The sequence below is a fragment of the Croceicoccus hydrothermalis genome, from assembly GCF_022378335.1.
Classification (GTDB): domain Bacteria; phylum Pseudomonadota; class Alphaproteobacteria; order Sphingomonadales; family Sphingomonadaceae; genus Croceicoccus; species Croceicoccus hydrothermalis.
Genome location: NZ_JAIQCI010000003.1, coordinates 322,845 through 339,182, shown reverse-complemented (window position 1 = coordinate 339,182; position 16,338 = coordinate 322,845). Strand labels below are relative to the sequence as shown.

The 16,338-nt window shown below is 64.3% G+C and carries 10 protein-coding genes; 3 read left to right on the top strand and 7 right to left on the bottom strand.

Annotated features, from left to right (window positions below; genetic code table 11):
• Positions 1 to 129 precede the first annotated feature (129 nt).
• The 3 genes from groL to K4G67_RS03665 all read right to left on the bottom strand — a co-directional run bounded on the left by groL (position 130) and on the right by K4G67_RS03665 (position 3,710).
• Complete coding sequence (gene groL, locus K4G67_RS03675) at positions 130 to 1,794, bottom strand: chaperonin GroEL (protein ID WP_239805022.1); 1,665 nt, start codon at positions 1,792 to 1,794, stop codon at positions 130 to 132.
• Positions 1,795 to 1,848: 54 nt separating this feature from the next.
• Positions 1,849 to 2,136 carry a co-chaperone GroES gene (gene groES / locus K4G67_RS03670; RefSeq protein ID WP_239805021.1) on the bottom strand — a complete coding sequence of 96 codons (288 nt, stop codon included), beginning with the start codon at positions 2,134 to 2,136 and terminating at the stop codon, positions 1,849 to 1,851.
• A 188-nt stretch (positions 2,137 to 2,324) separates the two neighbouring features.
• Positions 2,325 to 3,710 (bottom strand): MATE family efflux transporter, encoded by a 1,386-nt coding sequence (locus tag K4G67_RS03665; protein ID WP_239805020.1) that lies wholly within the window; start codon positions 3,708 to 3,710, stop codon positions 2,325 to 2,327.
• Positions 3,711 to 3,869: 159 nt separating this feature from the next.
• Between K4G67_RS03665 and K4G67_RS03660 the strand changes: the two genes are divergently transcribed.
• Positions 3,870 to 4,430: an acyloxyacyl hydrolase gene (locus tag K4G67_RS03660; RefSeq protein WP_239805019.1), complete on the top strand. Its 561-nt coding sequence runs from the start codon at positions 3,870 to 3,872 to the stop codon at positions 4,428 to 4,430.
• Between the two features lie 30 nt (positions 4,431 to 4,460).
• Here the strand turns inward: K4G67_RS03660 and K4G67_RS03655 are convergent, their stop codons facing one another.
• From K4G67_RS03655 to K4G67_RS03640, 4 genes are all read right to left on the bottom strand, one after another.
• Positions 4,461 to 5,090 (bottom strand): glutathione S-transferase family protein, encoded by a 630-nt coding sequence (locus K4G67_RS03655; protein WP_239805098.1) that lies wholly within the window; start codon positions 5,088 to 5,090, stop codon positions 4,461 to 4,463.
• Between the two features lie 217 nt (positions 5,091 to 5,307).
• A complete protein-coding gene (gene rplL, locus K4G67_RS03650; protein WP_202082810.1) occupies positions 5,308 to 5,682 on the bottom strand; it encodes a 50S ribosomal protein L7/L12 in 375 nt (124 codons plus the stop codon).
• A gap of 70 nt (positions 5,683 to 5,752) precedes the next feature.
• Positions 5,753 to 6,268, bottom strand: a complete 516-nt coding sequence (gene rplJ / locus K4G67_RS03645) for a 50S ribosomal protein L10 (RefSeq protein ID WP_202082812.1) — start codon at positions 6,266 to 6,268, stop codon at positions 5,753 to 5,755.
• Between the two features lie 286 nt (positions 6,269 to 6,554).
• Complete coding sequence (locus K4G67_RS03640; protein WP_239805018.1) at positions 6,555 to 7,277, bottom strand: hypothetical protein; 723 nt, start codon at positions 7,275 to 7,277, stop codon at positions 6,555 to 6,557.
• Positions 7,278 to 7,645: 368 nt separating this feature from the next.
• Here K4G67_RS03640 and rpoB point away from each other — a divergent pair, with 368 nt between their 5' ends.
• Together rpoB and rpoC are read left to right on the top strand one after the other, a co-directional pair.
• Positions 7,646 to 11,851: a DNA-directed RNA polymerase subunit beta gene (gene rpoB, locus K4G67_RS03635; RefSeq protein WP_239805017.1), complete on the top strand. Its 4,206-nt coding sequence runs from the start codon at positions 7,646 to 7,648 to the stop codon at positions 11,849 to 11,851.
• 99 nt (positions 11,852 to 11,950) lie between these two features.
• Positions 11,951 to 16,291: a DNA-directed RNA polymerase subunit beta' gene (gene rpoC, locus K4G67_RS03630; protein ID WP_239805016.1), complete on the top strand. Its 4,341-nt coding sequence runs from the start codon at positions 11,951 to 11,953 to the stop codon at positions 16,289 to 16,291.
• Positions 16,292 to 16,338: the final 47 nt, after the last annotated feature.

The window sequence follows — 16,338 nt, the reverse complement described above, 5'->3', positions numbered from 1 at the left end:
GAAAGCCGCTTCGGGTCCGGGCCCGGCGCTCTGAATGCGGGTCGCTCCTGCGCAAGGAAAAGGGGCCGGAAGGCGAATGCCCCCGGCCCCCGTTCGCAACGTCGCGTGGACGGTGCGGAATGGCAGGCTTTAGAAGCCGCCCATGCCGCCCATGCCGCCCATGCCGCCCATGCCGCCCATGTCGGGCATGCCGCCGCCGGCAGCGGCCTTGTCCTCGGGCGTGTCGGCAATGGCTGCCTCGGTGGTGATGAGCAGGCCGGCCACCGATGCCGCATCCTGAAGCGCGGTGCGCACGACCTTGGTCGGGTCGATCACGCCGGCCTGGACCAGGTTTTCATAGGTGTCGGTCGCGGCGTTGAAGCCCTGCGTCTCGTCGTTTTCGCGCAGGAGGTTGCCCGAAACCACGGCGCCGTCGTGACCGGCGTTGGTCGCGATCTGACGCACGGGGGCGAGGATCGCCTGACGCACGATGTCGATGCCGCGGGTCTGGTCGTCGTTCTCGCCCTTGAGCCCTTCGAGAGCCTTCGTGGCGTAGAGCAGCGCGGTACCGCCGCCCGGGACGATGCCTTCCTCGACCGCGGCGCGGGTGGCGTGGAGCGCGTCGTCGACACGGTCCTTGCGTTCCTTCACCTCGACCTCGGATGCGCCGCCGACCTTGATGACCGCAACACCGCCGGCGAGCTTCGCCAGACGTTCCTGCAGCTTTTCACGGTCGTAATCGCTCGACGTGGATTCGATCTGCGCGCGGATCTGCTCGACCCGTGCCTTGATCGACGCTTCGTCGCCTTCGCCATCGACGATGGTGGTGTTGTCCTTGTCGATGGTGACGCGCTTGGCGCTGCCCAGCATGTTGAGCGTGACGTTCTCAAGCTTGATGCCCAGATCCTCGGACACCATCTCGCCATTGGTCAGCGTGGCGATGTCGCCCAGCATGGCCTTGCGGCGATCGCCGAAGCCCGGTGCCTTGACGGCCGCGACCTTGAGCCCGCCGCGCAGCTTGTTGACGACCAGCGTCGCGAGCGCTTCGCCCTCGATGTCCTCGGCGATGATGAGGAGGGGACGCCCCGCCTGCACGACCGCTTCGAGAATGGGGAGCATCGCCTGCAGGTTCGACAGCTTCTTCTCGAAGATGAGGATGTAGGGATTGTCCAGCTCGACCGTCATCTTGTCGGGGTTGGTGATGAAGTACGGCGACAGGTAGCCGCGATCGAACTGCATGCCTTCGACGACATCGAGTTCGAATTCGAGACCCTTGGCCTCCTCGACGGTGATGACGCCTTCCTTGCCGACCTTGTCCATGGCTTCGGCGATCTTCTCGCCGACTTCACGGTCGCCATTGGCGGAGATGACGCCGACCTGGGCGATCTCGCTCGACCCCGAAACGTCCTTCGAACGGTTCTTGAGGTTTTCGGTGACCTTGCCGACCGCGGTGTCGATGCCGCGCTTCAGGTCCATCGGGTTCATGCCCGCTGCGACCGACTTCATGCCTTCGCGCACGATGGCCTGCGCCAGCACGGTGGCGGTGGTGGTGCCGTCGCCGGCCAGATCGTTGGTCTTGGAGGCGACCTCCTTGATCATCTGCGCGCCCATGTTCTCGAACTTGTCCTTGAGTTCGATTTCCTTGGCGACGGTGACGCCGTCCTTGGTGATGCGCGGCGCGCCAAAGCTCTTGTCGATGACGACATTGCGGCCCTTGGGGCCCAGCGTGACCTTGACGGCGTTGGCGAGCGTGTCGACGCCCTTGACGATGCGTTCGCGTGCATCACGCGAGAATTTCACATCCTTGGCTGCCATGAGATTATCTCCTCTTGGGAATTATGATGGGGTGCAGGAAAGCGGCGGCGTGGATCAGCCGATCACGCCCAGAACGTCGCTTTCCTTCATGATGAGCAGGTCTTCGCCGTCGACCTTGACCTCGGTGCCCGACCATTTGCCGAACAATACGCGGTCGCCTGCCTTCAGGTCCATCGGCGTGACGGTGCCGTTTTCCGAACGCGCGCCCGAACCGACGGAGACGACTTCGCCCTCGCTCGGCTTTTCCTTGGCGCTGTCGGGGATGATGATGCCGCCGGCGGTCTTTTCGTCGGCTTCGATGCGACGGACCAGAACGCGGTCGTGCAGCGGACGGAATGCCATAGTTGTGCCCTCTTCCATTATGGATGAAACATGGATTGGCACTCTGTTATGCTGAGTGCCAGTGCGGCGCATATGGTTCGGACGACGGCACGCGTCAAGGGACGAGAACAGGCAAATTTTCACAAATTGCAGCCGGCCCGACGCAGGCCACGTCTCGTCACGCCCGGCCCCGATTTCCGGGCGATTTTTCAGCCCGCCGCCGGTCGATCGAGGATGAGCCGGTCGCGCGCATGCCAGCGCCACAGCATCATAACGCCCGTCACCGAAAGCCCGACCGCCAGCCCGATCCACACCCCCGTGCCCCGCAGCGACGTGTGAAAGCCCAGCACCCATGCCGTCCCGAACCCGAATGGCCAGTACCCGATGAGCGCGAACAGGAACGGAACGCGCGTATCGGCCAGCCCGCGCAAGAGCCCCGCGCCCATCGCCTGATATCCGTCGGCAAGCTGAAACGCGGCGGCCACCGCCATGTATCCGATGGCGAGCGTCACGATGCCCGCATTCGCCGGATCGTTCACGTCGATATAGGCGGAGAGCAGCAGCCGCGGGATGGTCAGCATGGCCAGCACGAACACCGCCGCAAACCCGGTGACGAGGATCAGTCCCGCCCATCCGGCCAGCGCGATCCCGCCGCGATTGTCCCGCCCGTGATGCAGGCCAACGCGGATCGTGGCGGCCTGCGAGATGCCGAACGGCACCTGGAACGCGAGCGCCGCAATTTGAAGCGCGACCGTATGCGCCGCCAGCTCCAGCTCGCCCAGTGCGCCCATGAGGAACGCGGCGCTCGAAAACAGGCCCGCCTCCGCCATGGTGATCGCCGCGATGGGCAGCCCGATCCGCCAGATGTCGAGCAGGCGCACGACGTCCGCCCGCCACAGACGCCCGAACAAATAATAGCGCCGCATGCGCCGGTCCGTCTGGATGATGAGGACATAGGCGATGAGCGTGGCGAGCGCGGTGATGACGCTGGCCAGCGCCGCGCCGCGCAGGCCGAGTTCCGGAAAGCCCCAGTTCCCGAAGATCAGCAGCCAGTTGCCCAGCCCGTTCACGAACAAGGCAAACACCGTCACCCATGTCGCGATCGCCGCACGGCCCAGCGTCGACACGAAAATGCGCAGCACCGCGGCCGCCACCGCGGGCACCGCGCCGAACGCCACCACGGTGAGATATTCGCCAGCAAACGCCGTGACCGCCGCCGGTTGCCCGGTGACGCGCATGATCGGCTGTCCCGCAAAGGACAGCGCCATGATGAACAGCCCCGCAAGCGCCGCCACCCAGAGCGCCATGCGGATCGAACGGCGCACCTCGCGCACCGCGTGCCGCCCCCGGCCCAGCGCCGACGCCGCCAGTGGCGCGACCGCCCCGACAAGCCCCATCGCGCACCACAGCGACAGCCCATAAATGCTGGTCGACAAGGTGATGGCGGCGAGCTGTTCGGTGCCGAGCCGGGCGACGAAGATCACGTCGATGGCATAGACGGCCATCTGCAACAGATTCGCCGCGGCCAGCGGCGCGGCGAGCCGGGTCGATTCGCGCAATTCGTCGCGCATGGGAGGGGAGAGCAGTGCGGCCATGGATGCGCGCCGCCTATGGCAAAGCGCCGCCGAGCGAAAGGGGGGCGTTTCCCCCATCCCGCTCTTTCCGCCACGCCGGGCCGTTTCAGCACGACGCGAGCATATGGTCGCCTCGGATAGTCAGACAGGCGAAAGCATTGCCGATCTAGGGAGACATGCATGAATATCGCCCGCAACATTCCAACAGCCTTCGTGCGCCGCACCGCCCTCGCGCTCGCGGCACTGACCGCGGCGCAGCCCGCCATGGCGCAGGAACTCTACGCCGGGGTGTACGCCCATGCGGTCGACACGCCCTTCACCCTCGAAACGGGGGAGGGCGGGGTCGATATCGCCGGTGGATACCGTTTCGCGCGCGAAGAGGTCCTGTCCTTCATCGGGAGCCCGTCGCCCTATGTCGTGGCGTCGGTCAATCTCGATGGCGACACCAGCTTTGCCGGCGGCGGGCTGAGCTGGAAGATTGGCAAGGGGCCGGTATACGTGCGGCCCGGCATTGGCCTCGTCGTGCACGATGGACCGGAACGCCGGGTGCGGGCCGATGGCCGGCGGCTCGATCTCGGCAGTAGGGTGCTGTTCGAGCCGGAGATCGCGGTCGGCACGCAACTCAATGCCGCGCTCTCGATCGAGGCGAGCTGGATGCATGTCAGCCATGCCCGCCTTTTCGACGGGGAGCAGAACCCCGGCCTCGACATGATCGGCGCCCGGCTCAACTGGCGGATCTAGGCGCGCCGCGTTCCCTTTGGGCGCAGGGCTTCAGGCGTAAGCGTAAGGGCCGCCCTTCTGAAGCGCGGTGCGATAGGCCGGCCGGGCATGGATCTTGTCCAGCCATGCCATCGTATGCGGCCGGCCATTGTCGAGCCCCGCCCGCGATGCCGCCGCCTCCAGCGGGAAGCTCATCATGATGTCGGCGCCGGTGATCTCCTCGCCCGCGAACCAGGGCGATTTGCCCAGCTCATCCTCGATATAGTCGAGATGCACGTCGATCATCGGCTGCAGCCGCTTCATCGCGATCTTGCCCATGATCGGGATTTTCGACACCACCAGCTTCAGGAACAGCGGCGGCATCAGCGACCCCTCGGCATAATGCATCCAGAAGCGGTATCGCAGGCGCTGATCCTCATCCGCCGGGGCGCCCAGCCGGCCATCCGCCTTTTCGATCAGATATTCGACGATCGCGCCGGTCTCTGCGATCGTGCGGCCATTGTCTGCATCGGTGATGACCGGCGATTTGCCGAGCGGGTGCACCTTTTTAAGCGCACGGGGGGCGAGCATCGTTTTCGGATCGCGCTCGTATCGCGCGATGTCATAGGCGAGGCCGAGCTCCTCCAGCATCCAGAGGATGCGCTGCGAACGCGAGTTTTCGAGATGGTGCACGGTAATCATCGGCTCTTCCGCTTTGCGGCCCGTTTTCGGCCCTTTGCCCATGGGGTAACCGGTTTGGCGCCGCGCGTCACCCGCAATTGACGTATGCGTGAGCGGCCGGGTGCGTGATCCGTCGCGCGCATTGCCCGCAAAACCGCGCACGAAAAAGGGCGACCTCTTGCGAGGCCGCCCTTTCCCTTGGTGATCCGGTGAAGGATCGATCCGTAAGCGGTGAGGCTTACTTCAGCTCGACGGTGCCGCCGGCTTCCTCGATCTTCTTCTTGATCTCTTCGGCTTCCGCCTTGTTCACGCCTTCCTTGATGGGCTTGGGCGCGCCTTCGACGAGACCCTTGGCATCCGCGAGGCCCAGGCCGGTGATGGCGCGGACTTCCTTGATGACCTGGATCTTCTTGCCGCCGTCGCCGGTCAGGATGACGTCGAATTCGTCCTTCTCTTCGGCGGCCGGGGCGTCGCCACCGGCGGCGGGGCCGGCAACCGCAACGGCGGCAGCGGCGGAAACGCCCCATGCGTCTTCAAGAGCGGTCGCCAGTTCGGCGGCTTCGAGGACGGTCAGCTTCGACAGTTCGTCGACGAGATTCTGGATATCGGCCATTTCAAATCACTCCAATTTTCATCTGTCGCCGGGCCGGGGCCGCGGCGCATTATACGGTTTCGAAAACGTCTTACGCGGCGTCCTTGGCGGCATAGGCGCCGAACACGCGGGCGAGCTTCGCCGCCGGCGCATTGGCCAGCTGGGCGATCTTCGTCGCCGGGGCATTGACCAGCCCAACAAGCTTTGCACGCAGTTCGTCGAGGCTCGGCATCGAGGCCAGCGACCTCACGCCTGCTTCGTCGAGAACCTGCGAACCCATCGAACCGCCGACGATCTCCAACTTGTCGTTGGTCTTGGCGAACTCGACGGCGACCTTTGCCGCCGCAACCGGATCGACCGAGGTCGCCAGCGCGGTGGGGCCGGTCAGGTAATCGGCGATACCGGTATAATCGGTATCCTCGATGGCCCGCTTGGCAAGACGGTTCTTCGCCACCTGATAGGTTGCGCCCGCTTCGCGCATCTTCTGCCGCAGGTCGGTCGACTGTGCGACCGTGAGGCCGAGATTGCGGGTGACGACCACCACGCCCACCTCGTTGAAGGTTGCGTTGAGCTGCGCGACCGCATCGGTTTTTTGCGAACGATCCATGCTTACTCCTTCACAATGGCCGCGACCGGGCAAACCCGAATACGCGACCGGCTACGTTTGTCCGCATCGCCGAAACGACGCGGGCGAGTCCGTTGAGGGGGGAAGGAGCGCGCCGAAGCGCGAAATGGCGCTTTCGAAAAGGAAAGGCCGAAAGAAACTCTTTTCCCCGTCTAGGCCGGAAATTAAGAGGGGAACCCTCACCAGCTGTCTCGGACGGATGAACGGCGATACCCGGGTTGCGGGCGCGTCGCTCTGCCGCCGCCCTCTAACGATCCGGCGGCCGATGTCAAGCCGCATGCGCACGGCCATCGAGCGGGCCGGGCCGGATCGCCACGACATAGACCACGGCCGCCAGCACCGGCGTCAACCAGCCCACGATCAGCGCATCGGCGATCAGCAACGCCCATTTGCCGAGCGATCCGGCAATGAACGCCGCCCCGATCCCCAGCGCATAATGCACCCCCATCAACGGCAGGATCGCCAGCATCGAAAACCCCACCGCGAACACGAAATGCGGGAGCATCGTGCGGATCGAGGCCACCGGCGCAATCCAGATGCCGAGCGGCGCCCCCGCGACGAATCGCGAGGCCAGCGGCGCGAAGATCAGCGAAAAGACGAAGAGACCGGTCCCCACCGGCGTATCGGCGGTGGACACGAACAATCCCAGCACGGCAAGGAGCATCTGCAGGCCGAGGACGGCGGCAAACAGGCGGATGGCGCGCGGCTCCAGCGTGCGGGCCGCCCGCGCATCGCGCCCGCCGGCCAGGAAACGGATAACGCAATAGGTCGAGAGGTTGAGCGCGAACACTTTCACGAAGGCGAGGCCGACCGGCAGGGCATCGTCCTTCATCGTGCGGAAACGCGCCATGCTGTCATACAGGCCAGACTGCATTTCGGCGGCATGCTGAACCATTTCCGCCGCGACGGGGATGAGAGCGAGCAACGGGCAGGCGGCGACAAACGCGAGGCTTTCGCGATGCGCGAAGCGAAAGCCCTCGATGAAACGCATGGCCACTCTCCCGAATGCCCGCCATTCGCCGGGCGGCGGGTGTATGAGTTTGCGCCGCGGCATAGTCAATCGGAGCGCGGTTGCGGCTTTGACAGGGCGGCGGCGTTGGCCTATAGGAGCCGCTGTCCGCACGCTTCGAGCAAGGCGGCCCTTGCGCGGGGGCCGGCCCGGGATGGAGGCGGCGGGACATCTGCATCGACGCGGCGGCTGCAAGCCGGGGAAACGCCAAAGGGCGCGTTCCCTGAGGTTTTGCGGCCATTCGTCGTTTGCGGATATCTTTCCCGTGCATCGAAAATTCCGACCGGTCGCACGGCATATTGCCCTGGCGCGACTCGGCTAAACTCGAAGCGACAAAGGCACGATCCTTCATGGCGACTCAGGCTTCTTCCCCGAACGGGGCGGCGAATGGCGACATCCGTCCGACCGCGAAAAAGCGCATCCGCAAGATCTTCGGCGACATCCACGAAGTCGTGGAAATGCCGAACCTGATCGAGGTGCAGCGCGAAAGCTACGAACAGTTCCTGCGGTCCGACCCGTCGATCGATTATGTCTCGGGCCTTGAAAAGACGCTGCGTTCGGTGTTCCCGATCCGCGATTTTGCCGGCACCGCGGAGCTGGACTTCGTGCATTACGAACTCGAGCCGCCCAAGTACGACGTGACCGAATGCCGCCAGCGCGGCATCACCTATGCCGCGCCGATGAAGGTGACGCTGCGCCTCATCGTGTTCGAGGTGGACCCCGATACCGAGGCGCGCAGCGTACTCGATATCAAGGAGCAGGACGTGTACATGGGCGACATGCCGCTCATGACCGGCAACGGCACGTTCTTCATCAACGGGACCGAGCGTGTCATCGTGTCGCAGATGCACCGTTCGCCGGGCGTATTGTTCGACCATGACCGCGGCAAGACCCACAGCTCGGGCAAATATCTGTTTGCCGCGCGCGTCATTCCCTACCGCGGCTCGTGGCTCGATTTCGAATTCGACGCGAAGGATGTCGTCAATGTCCGCATCGACCGCAAGCGCAAGCTTCCGGTGTCCTCGCTGCTCTACGCACTCGGCATGGATGCGGAGGAAATCCTCCATCATTTCTACGACACCGTGACCTGGCAGCGCGGCAGCAGCGACGTCGAGGGTGGCGGCTGGAAAATTCCGTTCGTCGCCGAAAACTGGCGCGGGCAGAAGCCGGCCTTCGACATCGTCGATGCCAGCAGCGGCGAGGTCGTGTTCCCCGCCGGACAGAAGATCAGCCCGCGCGGCGCCAACAAGGCGGCGAAGGACGGCCTGACGCATCTGCTCATCCCGACCGAGGAAATCTTCGGCCGCTATGCCGCCAATGACATGATCGACGAGGGCACCGGCCGCATCTGGATCGAGGCGGGCGAGGAAGTCAGCCCCGAGAATCTCGAGGTGCTGGACGCAGCCGGCGTCGACCGGCTCGAACTGCTCGACATCGACCACGTCAACACCGGCCCGTGGATCCGCAACACCATGCAGGTCGACAAGGCCGAGAACCGCGACATGGGGCTCGAGGCGATCTACAAGGTGATGCGCCCCGGCGAGCCGCCGACGAAGGAAACCGCCGAAGCGCTGTTCGAAGGGCTGTTCTTCGACGGCGAGCGCTATGACCTGTCGGCCGTGGGTCGCGTCAAGCTCAACATGCGTCTCGGCCTCGATGCCGAGGATACGATCACGACGCTGCGCCGCGAGGATATCCTCGCCGTGGTGAAGGAGCTCGTCGACCTGAAGGACGGCAAGGGCGAAGTCGACGACATCGACAACCTCGCCAACCGCCGCGTGCGTTCGGTGGGCGAACTGCTCGAGAACCAGTACCGCGTCGGCCTGCTGCGCATGGAACGCGCGGTGAAGGAGCGCATGTCGAGCGTCGATGTGTCCACCGTGATGCCGAACGACCTCATCAATGCGAAGCCGGCCGTGGCCGCGGTGCGCGAATTCTTCGGCTCGTCGCAGTTGTCGCAGTTCATGGATCAGACCAACCCGCTCTCCGAAGTGACGCACAAGCGTCGCGTGTCGGCGCTCGGGCCCGGCGGTCTGACGCGCGAACGCGCAGGCTTCGAAGTGCGCGACGTTCACCCGACCCACTATGGCCGCATCTGCCCGATCGAAACGCCCGAAGGTCCGAACATCGGCCTGATCAACTCGCTCTCGACCTTTGCGCGGGTGAACAAGTACGGCTTCATCGAGACGCCCTACCGCAAGGTCGTCGACGGCAAGGTCACCGGTGAGGTGCAGTACCTGTCGGCGATGGAGGAGCAGAAGAACACCGTCGCGCAGGCATCGGCCGAGCTGAGCAGCGAAGGCACGTTCGTCGAGGAGCTCGTCTCCGCCCGTCAGAACGGCGAATTCGTGATGAGCCCGAACGAGCAGGTCACGCTCATGGACGTGTCACCGAAACAGCTCGTTTCGGTCGCGGCATCGCTCATCCCGTTCCTGGAAAACGATGACGCCAACCGCGCGCTCATGGGCTCCAACATGCAGCGTCAGGCCGTGCCGCTGGTCAAGGCCGAGGCGCCGTTCGTCGGCACCGGCATGGAAGAGACCGTGGCCCGCGATTCGGGCGCGGCCATCGCGGCGACCCGCGGCGGCATCGTCGATCAGGTCGACGCGACCCGTATCGTCATCCGCGCGCAGGGCGATGTGGAGGCCGGGCAGTCCGGCGTCGACATCTACACGCTGCAGAAGTTCCAGCGTTCGAACCAGGACACCTGCATCAATCAGCGTCCGCTGGTGAAGGTGGGCGAGGTCGTGCAGACCGGCGACATCATCGCCGACGGTCCCTCAACCGATCTTGGCGAGCTGGCGCTGGGCCGCAACAGTCTCGTCGCGTTCATGCCCTGGAACGGATATAACTACGAGGATTCGATCCTGATCTCCGAACGCATCGTGAAGGACGACGTGTTCACCTCGATCCATATCGAGGAATTCGAGGTCATGGCCCGCGATACGAAGCTCGGGCCAGAGGACATTACGCGCGACATTCCCAACGTCGGCGAGGAAGCGCTGCGCAGCCTCGACGAGGCGGGCATCGTCTATATCGGCGCCGAAGTGCATCCGGGCGACATTCTGGTCGGCAAGATCACGCCCAAGGGCGAAAGCCCGATGACGCCGGAGGAAAAGCTGCTCCGAGCGATCTTCGGCGAAAAGGCGAGCGACGTGCGCGATACCTCGCTCAAGCTGCCGCCGGGCGTTGCCGGCACCGTGGTCGAGGTGCGCGTGTTCAACCGCCACGGCATCGAGATCGACGACCGTACCCGCGCGATCCAGAACGAGGAAATCGAACGCCTCGCCAAGGACCGCGAGGACGAGCGTGCGATCCTCAACCGCGCGACCTACAATCGCCTGCGCGACATGCTCATCGGCCAGACCGCTTCGGCAGCGCCCAAGGGCGTGAAGAAGGGGCAGGAGATCACCGAAGAGCTGCTGGACGAGGTGGAACGCCACGACTGGTTCAAGTTCGCGGTGGCCGACGATGGCCGTCAGGCACAGCTGGAGGCGATCAAGGGGCAGTACGACGACAGCGTCAAGGCGATCAACGCCAAGTTCGAGGACCGCAAGGAAAAGCTCGAACGCGGTGACGAGCTGGCGCCCGGCGTGCTCAAGATGGTCAAGGTCTTCGTCGCGGTGAAGCGCAAGCTGCAGCCGGGCGACAAGATGGCCGGCCGTCACGGCAACAAGGGCGTCATCAGCCGCATCCTGCCGCAGGAGGACATGCCCTTCCTCGAAGATGGGACGCCGGTCGATATCGTGCTCAACCCGCTGGGCGTGCCGAGCCGCATGAACGTCGGGCAGATCTTCGAGACCCACCTCGGCATGGCCGCGCGCGGTCTGGGGCAGCAGATTACCGCTGCGCTCAACGACTGGCGCGAGGCCAATCCCGATATCGAGGCGTCCGAGCCGCCCTCCGCCGTGGTGGAGAAGCTCAAGGACGTCTATGGCGAGCAGTACCATGACGATATCGAGAACCGGACGACGGCCGAAGTGGTCGAGCTGGCATCCAATCTGAAGAACGGTGTCCCGATGGGCACGCCGGTCTTCGACGGCGCGCGCGAAGGCGACGTGACCGCGATGCTGGAAAAGGCGGGGCTGCCGGGTTCGGGCCAGGTCACGCTCTATGACGGGCGGACGGGCGATGCCTTCGACCGGCAGGTGACGGTGGGCTATATCTACATGCTCAAGCTGCACCACCTCGTCGATGACAAGATTCACGCGCGGTCCATCGGCCCCTACAGCCTCGTCACGCAGCAGCCGCTGGGTGGTAAGGCGCAGTTCGGCGGCCAGCGTTTCGGCGAAATGGAGGTCTGGGCGCTGCAGGCGTATGGCGCGGCCTATACGCTCCAGGAAATGCTGACAGTGAAATCGGACGACGTGGTCGGACGCACCAAGGTCTACGAGGCGATCGTCAAGGGCGACGACACGTTCGAGGCCGGCATTCCCGAAAGCTTCAACGTGCTGGTCAAGGAAATGCGGTCGCTGGGTCTCAACGTCGAACTGTCCTCGCTCAACGAAGGCGGGGATGACGAGGACGACGACGGCCTGTCGATCGCGGCGGAGTAAAAGCGCGGTGCGATACGGGGCGGGTCGGCGGACCTGCCCCAAGGCGCCCCGAACCTTATCGCTGCCGCCACGGATTTTTCCCCTCAAGGGATTTGAAACATGAACGAACTGACAAAATTCGCCAATCCGGTCGCCAAGACCGAGACCTTCGACCAGATTCAGATCGGTCTGGCCTCGCCCGAACGCATCCGTTCGTGGTCCTTCGGCGAGATCAAGAAGCCGGAAACCATCAACTACCGCACGTTCAAGCCCGAACGCGACGGCCTCTTCTGCGCCCGCATCTTCGGTCCGGTGAAGGATTACGAGTGCCTGTGCGGCAAGTACAAGCGCATGAAGTACAAGGGCGTCGTCTGCGAGAAGTGCGGCGTCGAGGTGACGGTGACCAAGGTCCGCCGCGAGCGCATGGGCCATATCGAACTGGCCGCGCCGGTCGCGCATATCTGGTTCCTGAAATCGCTGCCCTCGCGCATCGGCCTGCTGCTCGACATGCAGCTGAAGCAGCTGGAACGCGTGCTGTATTTCGAAAGCTATATCGTTGTCGAACCCGGCCTGACGCCGCTCGAAAAGTTCCAGCTGCTGACCGAGGATGAACTCCTCGACGCGCAGGACGAATATGGCGAGGACGCGTTCAGCGCCGACATCGGTGCCGCCGCGGTCAAGACCATGCTGATGGAGCTCGACCTCGAACAGGAACGCGCCGATCTCATGGAAGAGCTGCGCACGACGAAGTCCGAGCTGAAGCCGAAGAAGATCATCAAGCGGCTGAAGGTCGTGGAAAGCTTCATCGATTCGGGCAACCGCCCCGAATGGATGATCCTTGAGGTCGTGCCCGTCATTCCGCCCGAACTGCGCCCGCTGGTGCCGCTCGACGGGGGGCGGTTCGCGACGTCGGACATGAACGACCTGTATCGCCGGGTCATCAACCGCAACAACCGCCTGAAGCGGCTCATCGAACTGCGCGCGCCGGACATCATCGTCCGCAATGAAAAGCGCATGTTGCAGGAAGCGGTCGACGCGTTGTTCGACAATGGCCGCCGCGGCCGCGTGATCACGGGTGCGAACAAGCGTCCTTTGAAATCGCTGTCCGACATGCTCAAGGGCAAGCAGGGCCGCTTCCGTCAGAACCTGCTCGGCAAGCGCGTCGACTATTCGGGCCGTTCGGTCATCGTGACCGGGCCGGAGCTCAAGCTGCATCAGTGCGGCCTGCCCAAGAAGATGGCGCTCGAGCTGTTCAAGCCGTTCATCTACGCCCGCCTCGACGCCAAGGGTCTGTCCATGACGCTGAAGCAGGCGAAGAAATGGGTGGAGAAGGAGCGCAAGGAAGTCTGGGACATCCTCGACGAGGTGATCCGCGAGCATCCCGTGCTGCTGAACCGCGCGCCGACGCTTCACCGCCTCGGCATTCAGGCGTTCGAACCCGTGCTGATTGAAGGCAAGGCGATCCAGCTGCACCCGCTCGTCTGCTCGGCCTTCAATGCCGACTTCGACGGTGACCAGATGGCCGTGCACGTGCCGCTTTCGCTGGAAGCCCAGCTTGAGGCGCGCGTGCTGATGATGTCGACCAACAACATCCTCAGCCCCGCCAACGGCAAGCCGATCATCGTGCCGTCGCAGGACATGGTGCTCGGCCTCTATTACCTGTCCATGGACCGCGAAGGCGAGCCGGGCGAGGGCATGAAGTTTGCCGACATGGCCGAGGTGCATCAGGCGCTTCAGGTGAAGGCGGTGACGCTGCACACCAAGATCGAGGCCCGCGTTCCGCAGACCGACGAGAAGGGCAAGCAGTACATGAAGCGGGTGGAAACCACGCCCGGCCGCATGCTCATCGGCGAGTGCCTGCCCAAGAAGCACACCGTCCCGTTCGAGGTCGTCAACCGCCTTCTCACCAAGAAGGAAATCGGCGACGTCATCGATCAGGTCTATCGCCACACTGGGCAAAAGGACACGGTGCTGTTCGCCGACGCCATCATGACGCTCGGTTTCTCCAACGCGTTCAAGGCCGGCATCTCGTTCGGCAAGGACGACATGATCATTCCCGAGACCAAGGAAGGCATGATCGAGGAGACCAAGGCGCAGGTCGCCGAATACGAGCAGCAGTACCAGGACGGCCTGATCACCTGGCAGGAAAAGTACAACAAGGCGATCGACGCCTGGTCGCAGTGCGGCGACAAGGTCGCGGCCGAGATGATGGATCGAATCAAGGCCACGCCCAAGGACGAGAACGGGCGCGAGGCGCAGATCAACTCGATCTACATGATGTCGCACTCCGGCGCGCGTGGTTCGCCGGCACAGATGAAGCAGCTTGCCGGCATGCGCGGCCTCATGGCCAAGCCGTCGGGCGAGATCATCGAGACGCCGATCATCTCGAACTTCAAGGAAGGCCTGACCGTCCTCGAATACTTCAACTCCACCCACGGCGCCCGCAAGGGTCTGGCCGATACGGCGTTGAAGACGGCGAACTCGGGCTATCTCACGCGCCGTCTCGTCGATGTGTCGCAGGATTGCGTCATCGTCGAGGAAGACTGCAAGACCGAGAAGGCGCTCGAAATGCGCGCGATCATTCAGGGCGGTTCCACGATCGCCTCGCTGGGTGAACGTATCCTGGGCCGTACGCTGGCCGAGGATCTCGTCAATGCGAAGACGAACGAGGTCATCGTCAAGAAGGGCACGTTGATCGACGAGCCGATGGTGACCGAGATCGAGGCCGCCGAAGTGCAGGTCGCCAAGATCCGCTCGCCTCTCGTCTGCGAGGCGCAGATGGGCGTGTGCGGCACGTGCTATGGCCGTGATCTTGCGCGTGGTACACCGGTGAACATTGGCGAGGCTGTCGGCGTCATCGCCGCGCAGTCCATTGGCGAGCCGGGCACGCAGCTGACCATGCGCACGTTCCACATCGGCGGCGCGGCGCAGCTCAACGAAACCAGCCATCTCGAGGCGGTTTCGGCCGGCACCGTGCATCACCGCGACATGCCGTCCATCGTGGACAAGCGCGGCAAGCGCCTGTCGCTTGCCCGCAGCGGCGAAATCGTCGTCATCGATGCCGAAGGGCGCGAGCGCGAAATGCACCGCGTACCTTATGGTACCACGCTGATGCACGAGGACGGCGCCAAGGTGGAGCAGGGCGACCGCCTTGCCGAATGGGATCCGTTCACGCTTCCCATCATCACCGAGCAGTCGGGCGTGGTGAAGTTCCAGGATCTCGTCGACGGCAAGACCATGGCCGAGCAGGTCGACGACGCGACGGGCATCGCCCAGCGCGTGGTCACCGAATATCGCGCCCAGGGCCGGTCGAAGAAGGAGGACATGCGTCCGCGCCTGACGCTGCTCGGCGAAGGGTCGGACGAGACGGAGGCCGCGCGCTACATGCTGGCGCCGGGCACCTCGCTCTCGGTCGATGACGGGCAGCAGGTGGAGGCAGGCGACATCCTCGCCCGCGCCAGCCGCGAAGCCGCCAAGACCCGCGACATCACCGGCGGTCTGCCGCGCGTTGCCGAATTGTTCGAGGCCCGCAAGCCGAAGGACAATTCGATCATTGCCAAGATCGCGGGCCGCATCGAGTTCGTCCGCGACTACAAGGCGAAGCGCAAGATCGCCATCGTTCCGGAGGAGGGCGATCCGGTCGAATACCTGATCCCCAAGACCCGCGTGATCGACGTGCAGGAAGGCGATTTCGTCAAGAAGGGCGACAACCTGATTTCCGGTTCGCCCGACCCGCATGACATCCTGGAGGTTCTCGGCATCGAGCCTCTGGCCGAATATCTCGTCAACGAGATTCAGGAAGTCTATCGCTTGCAGGGCGTGAAGATCAACGACAAGCACATCGAGGTGATCGTTCGCCAGATGCTGCAGAAGGTCGAGATCACCAATGGCGGCGACACCACGCTGCTTCCGGGCGAGCAGGTCGATTACGAGGAAATGCTCGAGTACAACGCCAAGCTGACCAAGAATCAGGCCAAGGCCGAGGGCAAGCCGATCCTTCTCGGCATCACCAAGGCCTCGTTGCAGACGCGTTCGTTCATCTCGGCCGCTTCGTTCCAGGAAACCACCCGCGTGCTGACACAGGCGGCGGTCGAGGGGAAGAAGGACTCGCTGATCGGGCTGAAGGAAAACGTGATCGTGGGCCGTCTCATCCCCGCCGGCACCGGCGCGGGCATGAACCGGATGCGCGTTGCGGCCACCAGCCGCGATGTCGCCCTGCGCGCACAGTATCGCAAGATGCAGGAAGCGCTGGTCGCAGCGGAAACCGCCGCCGAGGAACACGAGGCCGAGCTGGCCCAGACCGAGGATGCGGCGATCGGTGACGATCCGCTCGCCACGGTCGAGGGTGAGACCCACGGCACCGACGCGGATGCAGGCGACTACCTCAATGTCGAGGAAGCCGACCACGACGGCACGGTGTCCGAGGCCGAGCTGGACGAGAAGGAAGACGACGCGGAATAATCCCCGCGCCCGTTCCTGAAACACGAGACCCCCGTCGGCCCGTCCGG

What these genes read in the sequence shown, in the direction of transcription:
- groL (WP_239805022.1), bottom strand. Translation starts at nt 1,794, where the DNA reads ATGGCAGCCAAGGATGTGAAATTCTCGCGTGATGCACGCGAACGCATC.
- groES (WP_239805021.1), bottom strand. Translation starts at nt 2,136, where the DNA reads ATGGCATTCCGTCCGCTGCACGACCGCGTTCTGGTCCGTCGCATCGAA.
- K4G67_RS03665 (WP_239805020.1), bottom strand. Translation starts at nt 3,710, where the DNA reads ATGGCCGCACTGCTCTCCCCTCCCATGCGCGACGAATTGCGCGAATCG.
- K4G67_RS03660 (WP_239805019.1), top strand. Translation starts at nt 3,870, where the DNA reads ATGAATATCGCCCGCAACATTCCAACAGCCTTCGTGCGCCGCACCGCC.
- K4G67_RS03655 (WP_239805098.1), bottom strand. Translation starts at nt 5,090, where the DNA reads ATGATTACCGTGCACCATCTCGAAAACTCGCGTTCGCAGCGCATCCTC.
- rplL (WP_202082810.1), bottom strand. Translation starts at nt 5,682, where the DNA reads ATGGCCGATATCCAGAATCTCGTCGACGAACTGTCGAAGCTGACCGTC.
- rplJ (WP_202082812.1), bottom strand. Translation starts at nt 6,268, where the DNA reads ATGGATCGTTCGCAAAAAACCGATGCGGTCGCGCAGCTCAACGCAACC.
- K4G67_RS03640 (WP_239805018.1), bottom strand. Translation starts at nt 7,277, where the DNA reads ATGCGTTTCATCGAGGGCTTTCGCTTCGCGCATCGCGAAAGCCTCGCG.
- rpoB (WP_239805017.1), top strand. Translation starts at nt 7,646, where the DNA reads ATGGCGACTCAGGCTTCTTCCCCGAACGGGGCGGCGAATGGCGACATC.
- rpoC (WP_239805016.1), top strand. Translation starts at nt 11,951, where the DNA reads ATGAACGAACTGACAAAATTCGCCAATCCGGTCGCCAAGACCGAGACC.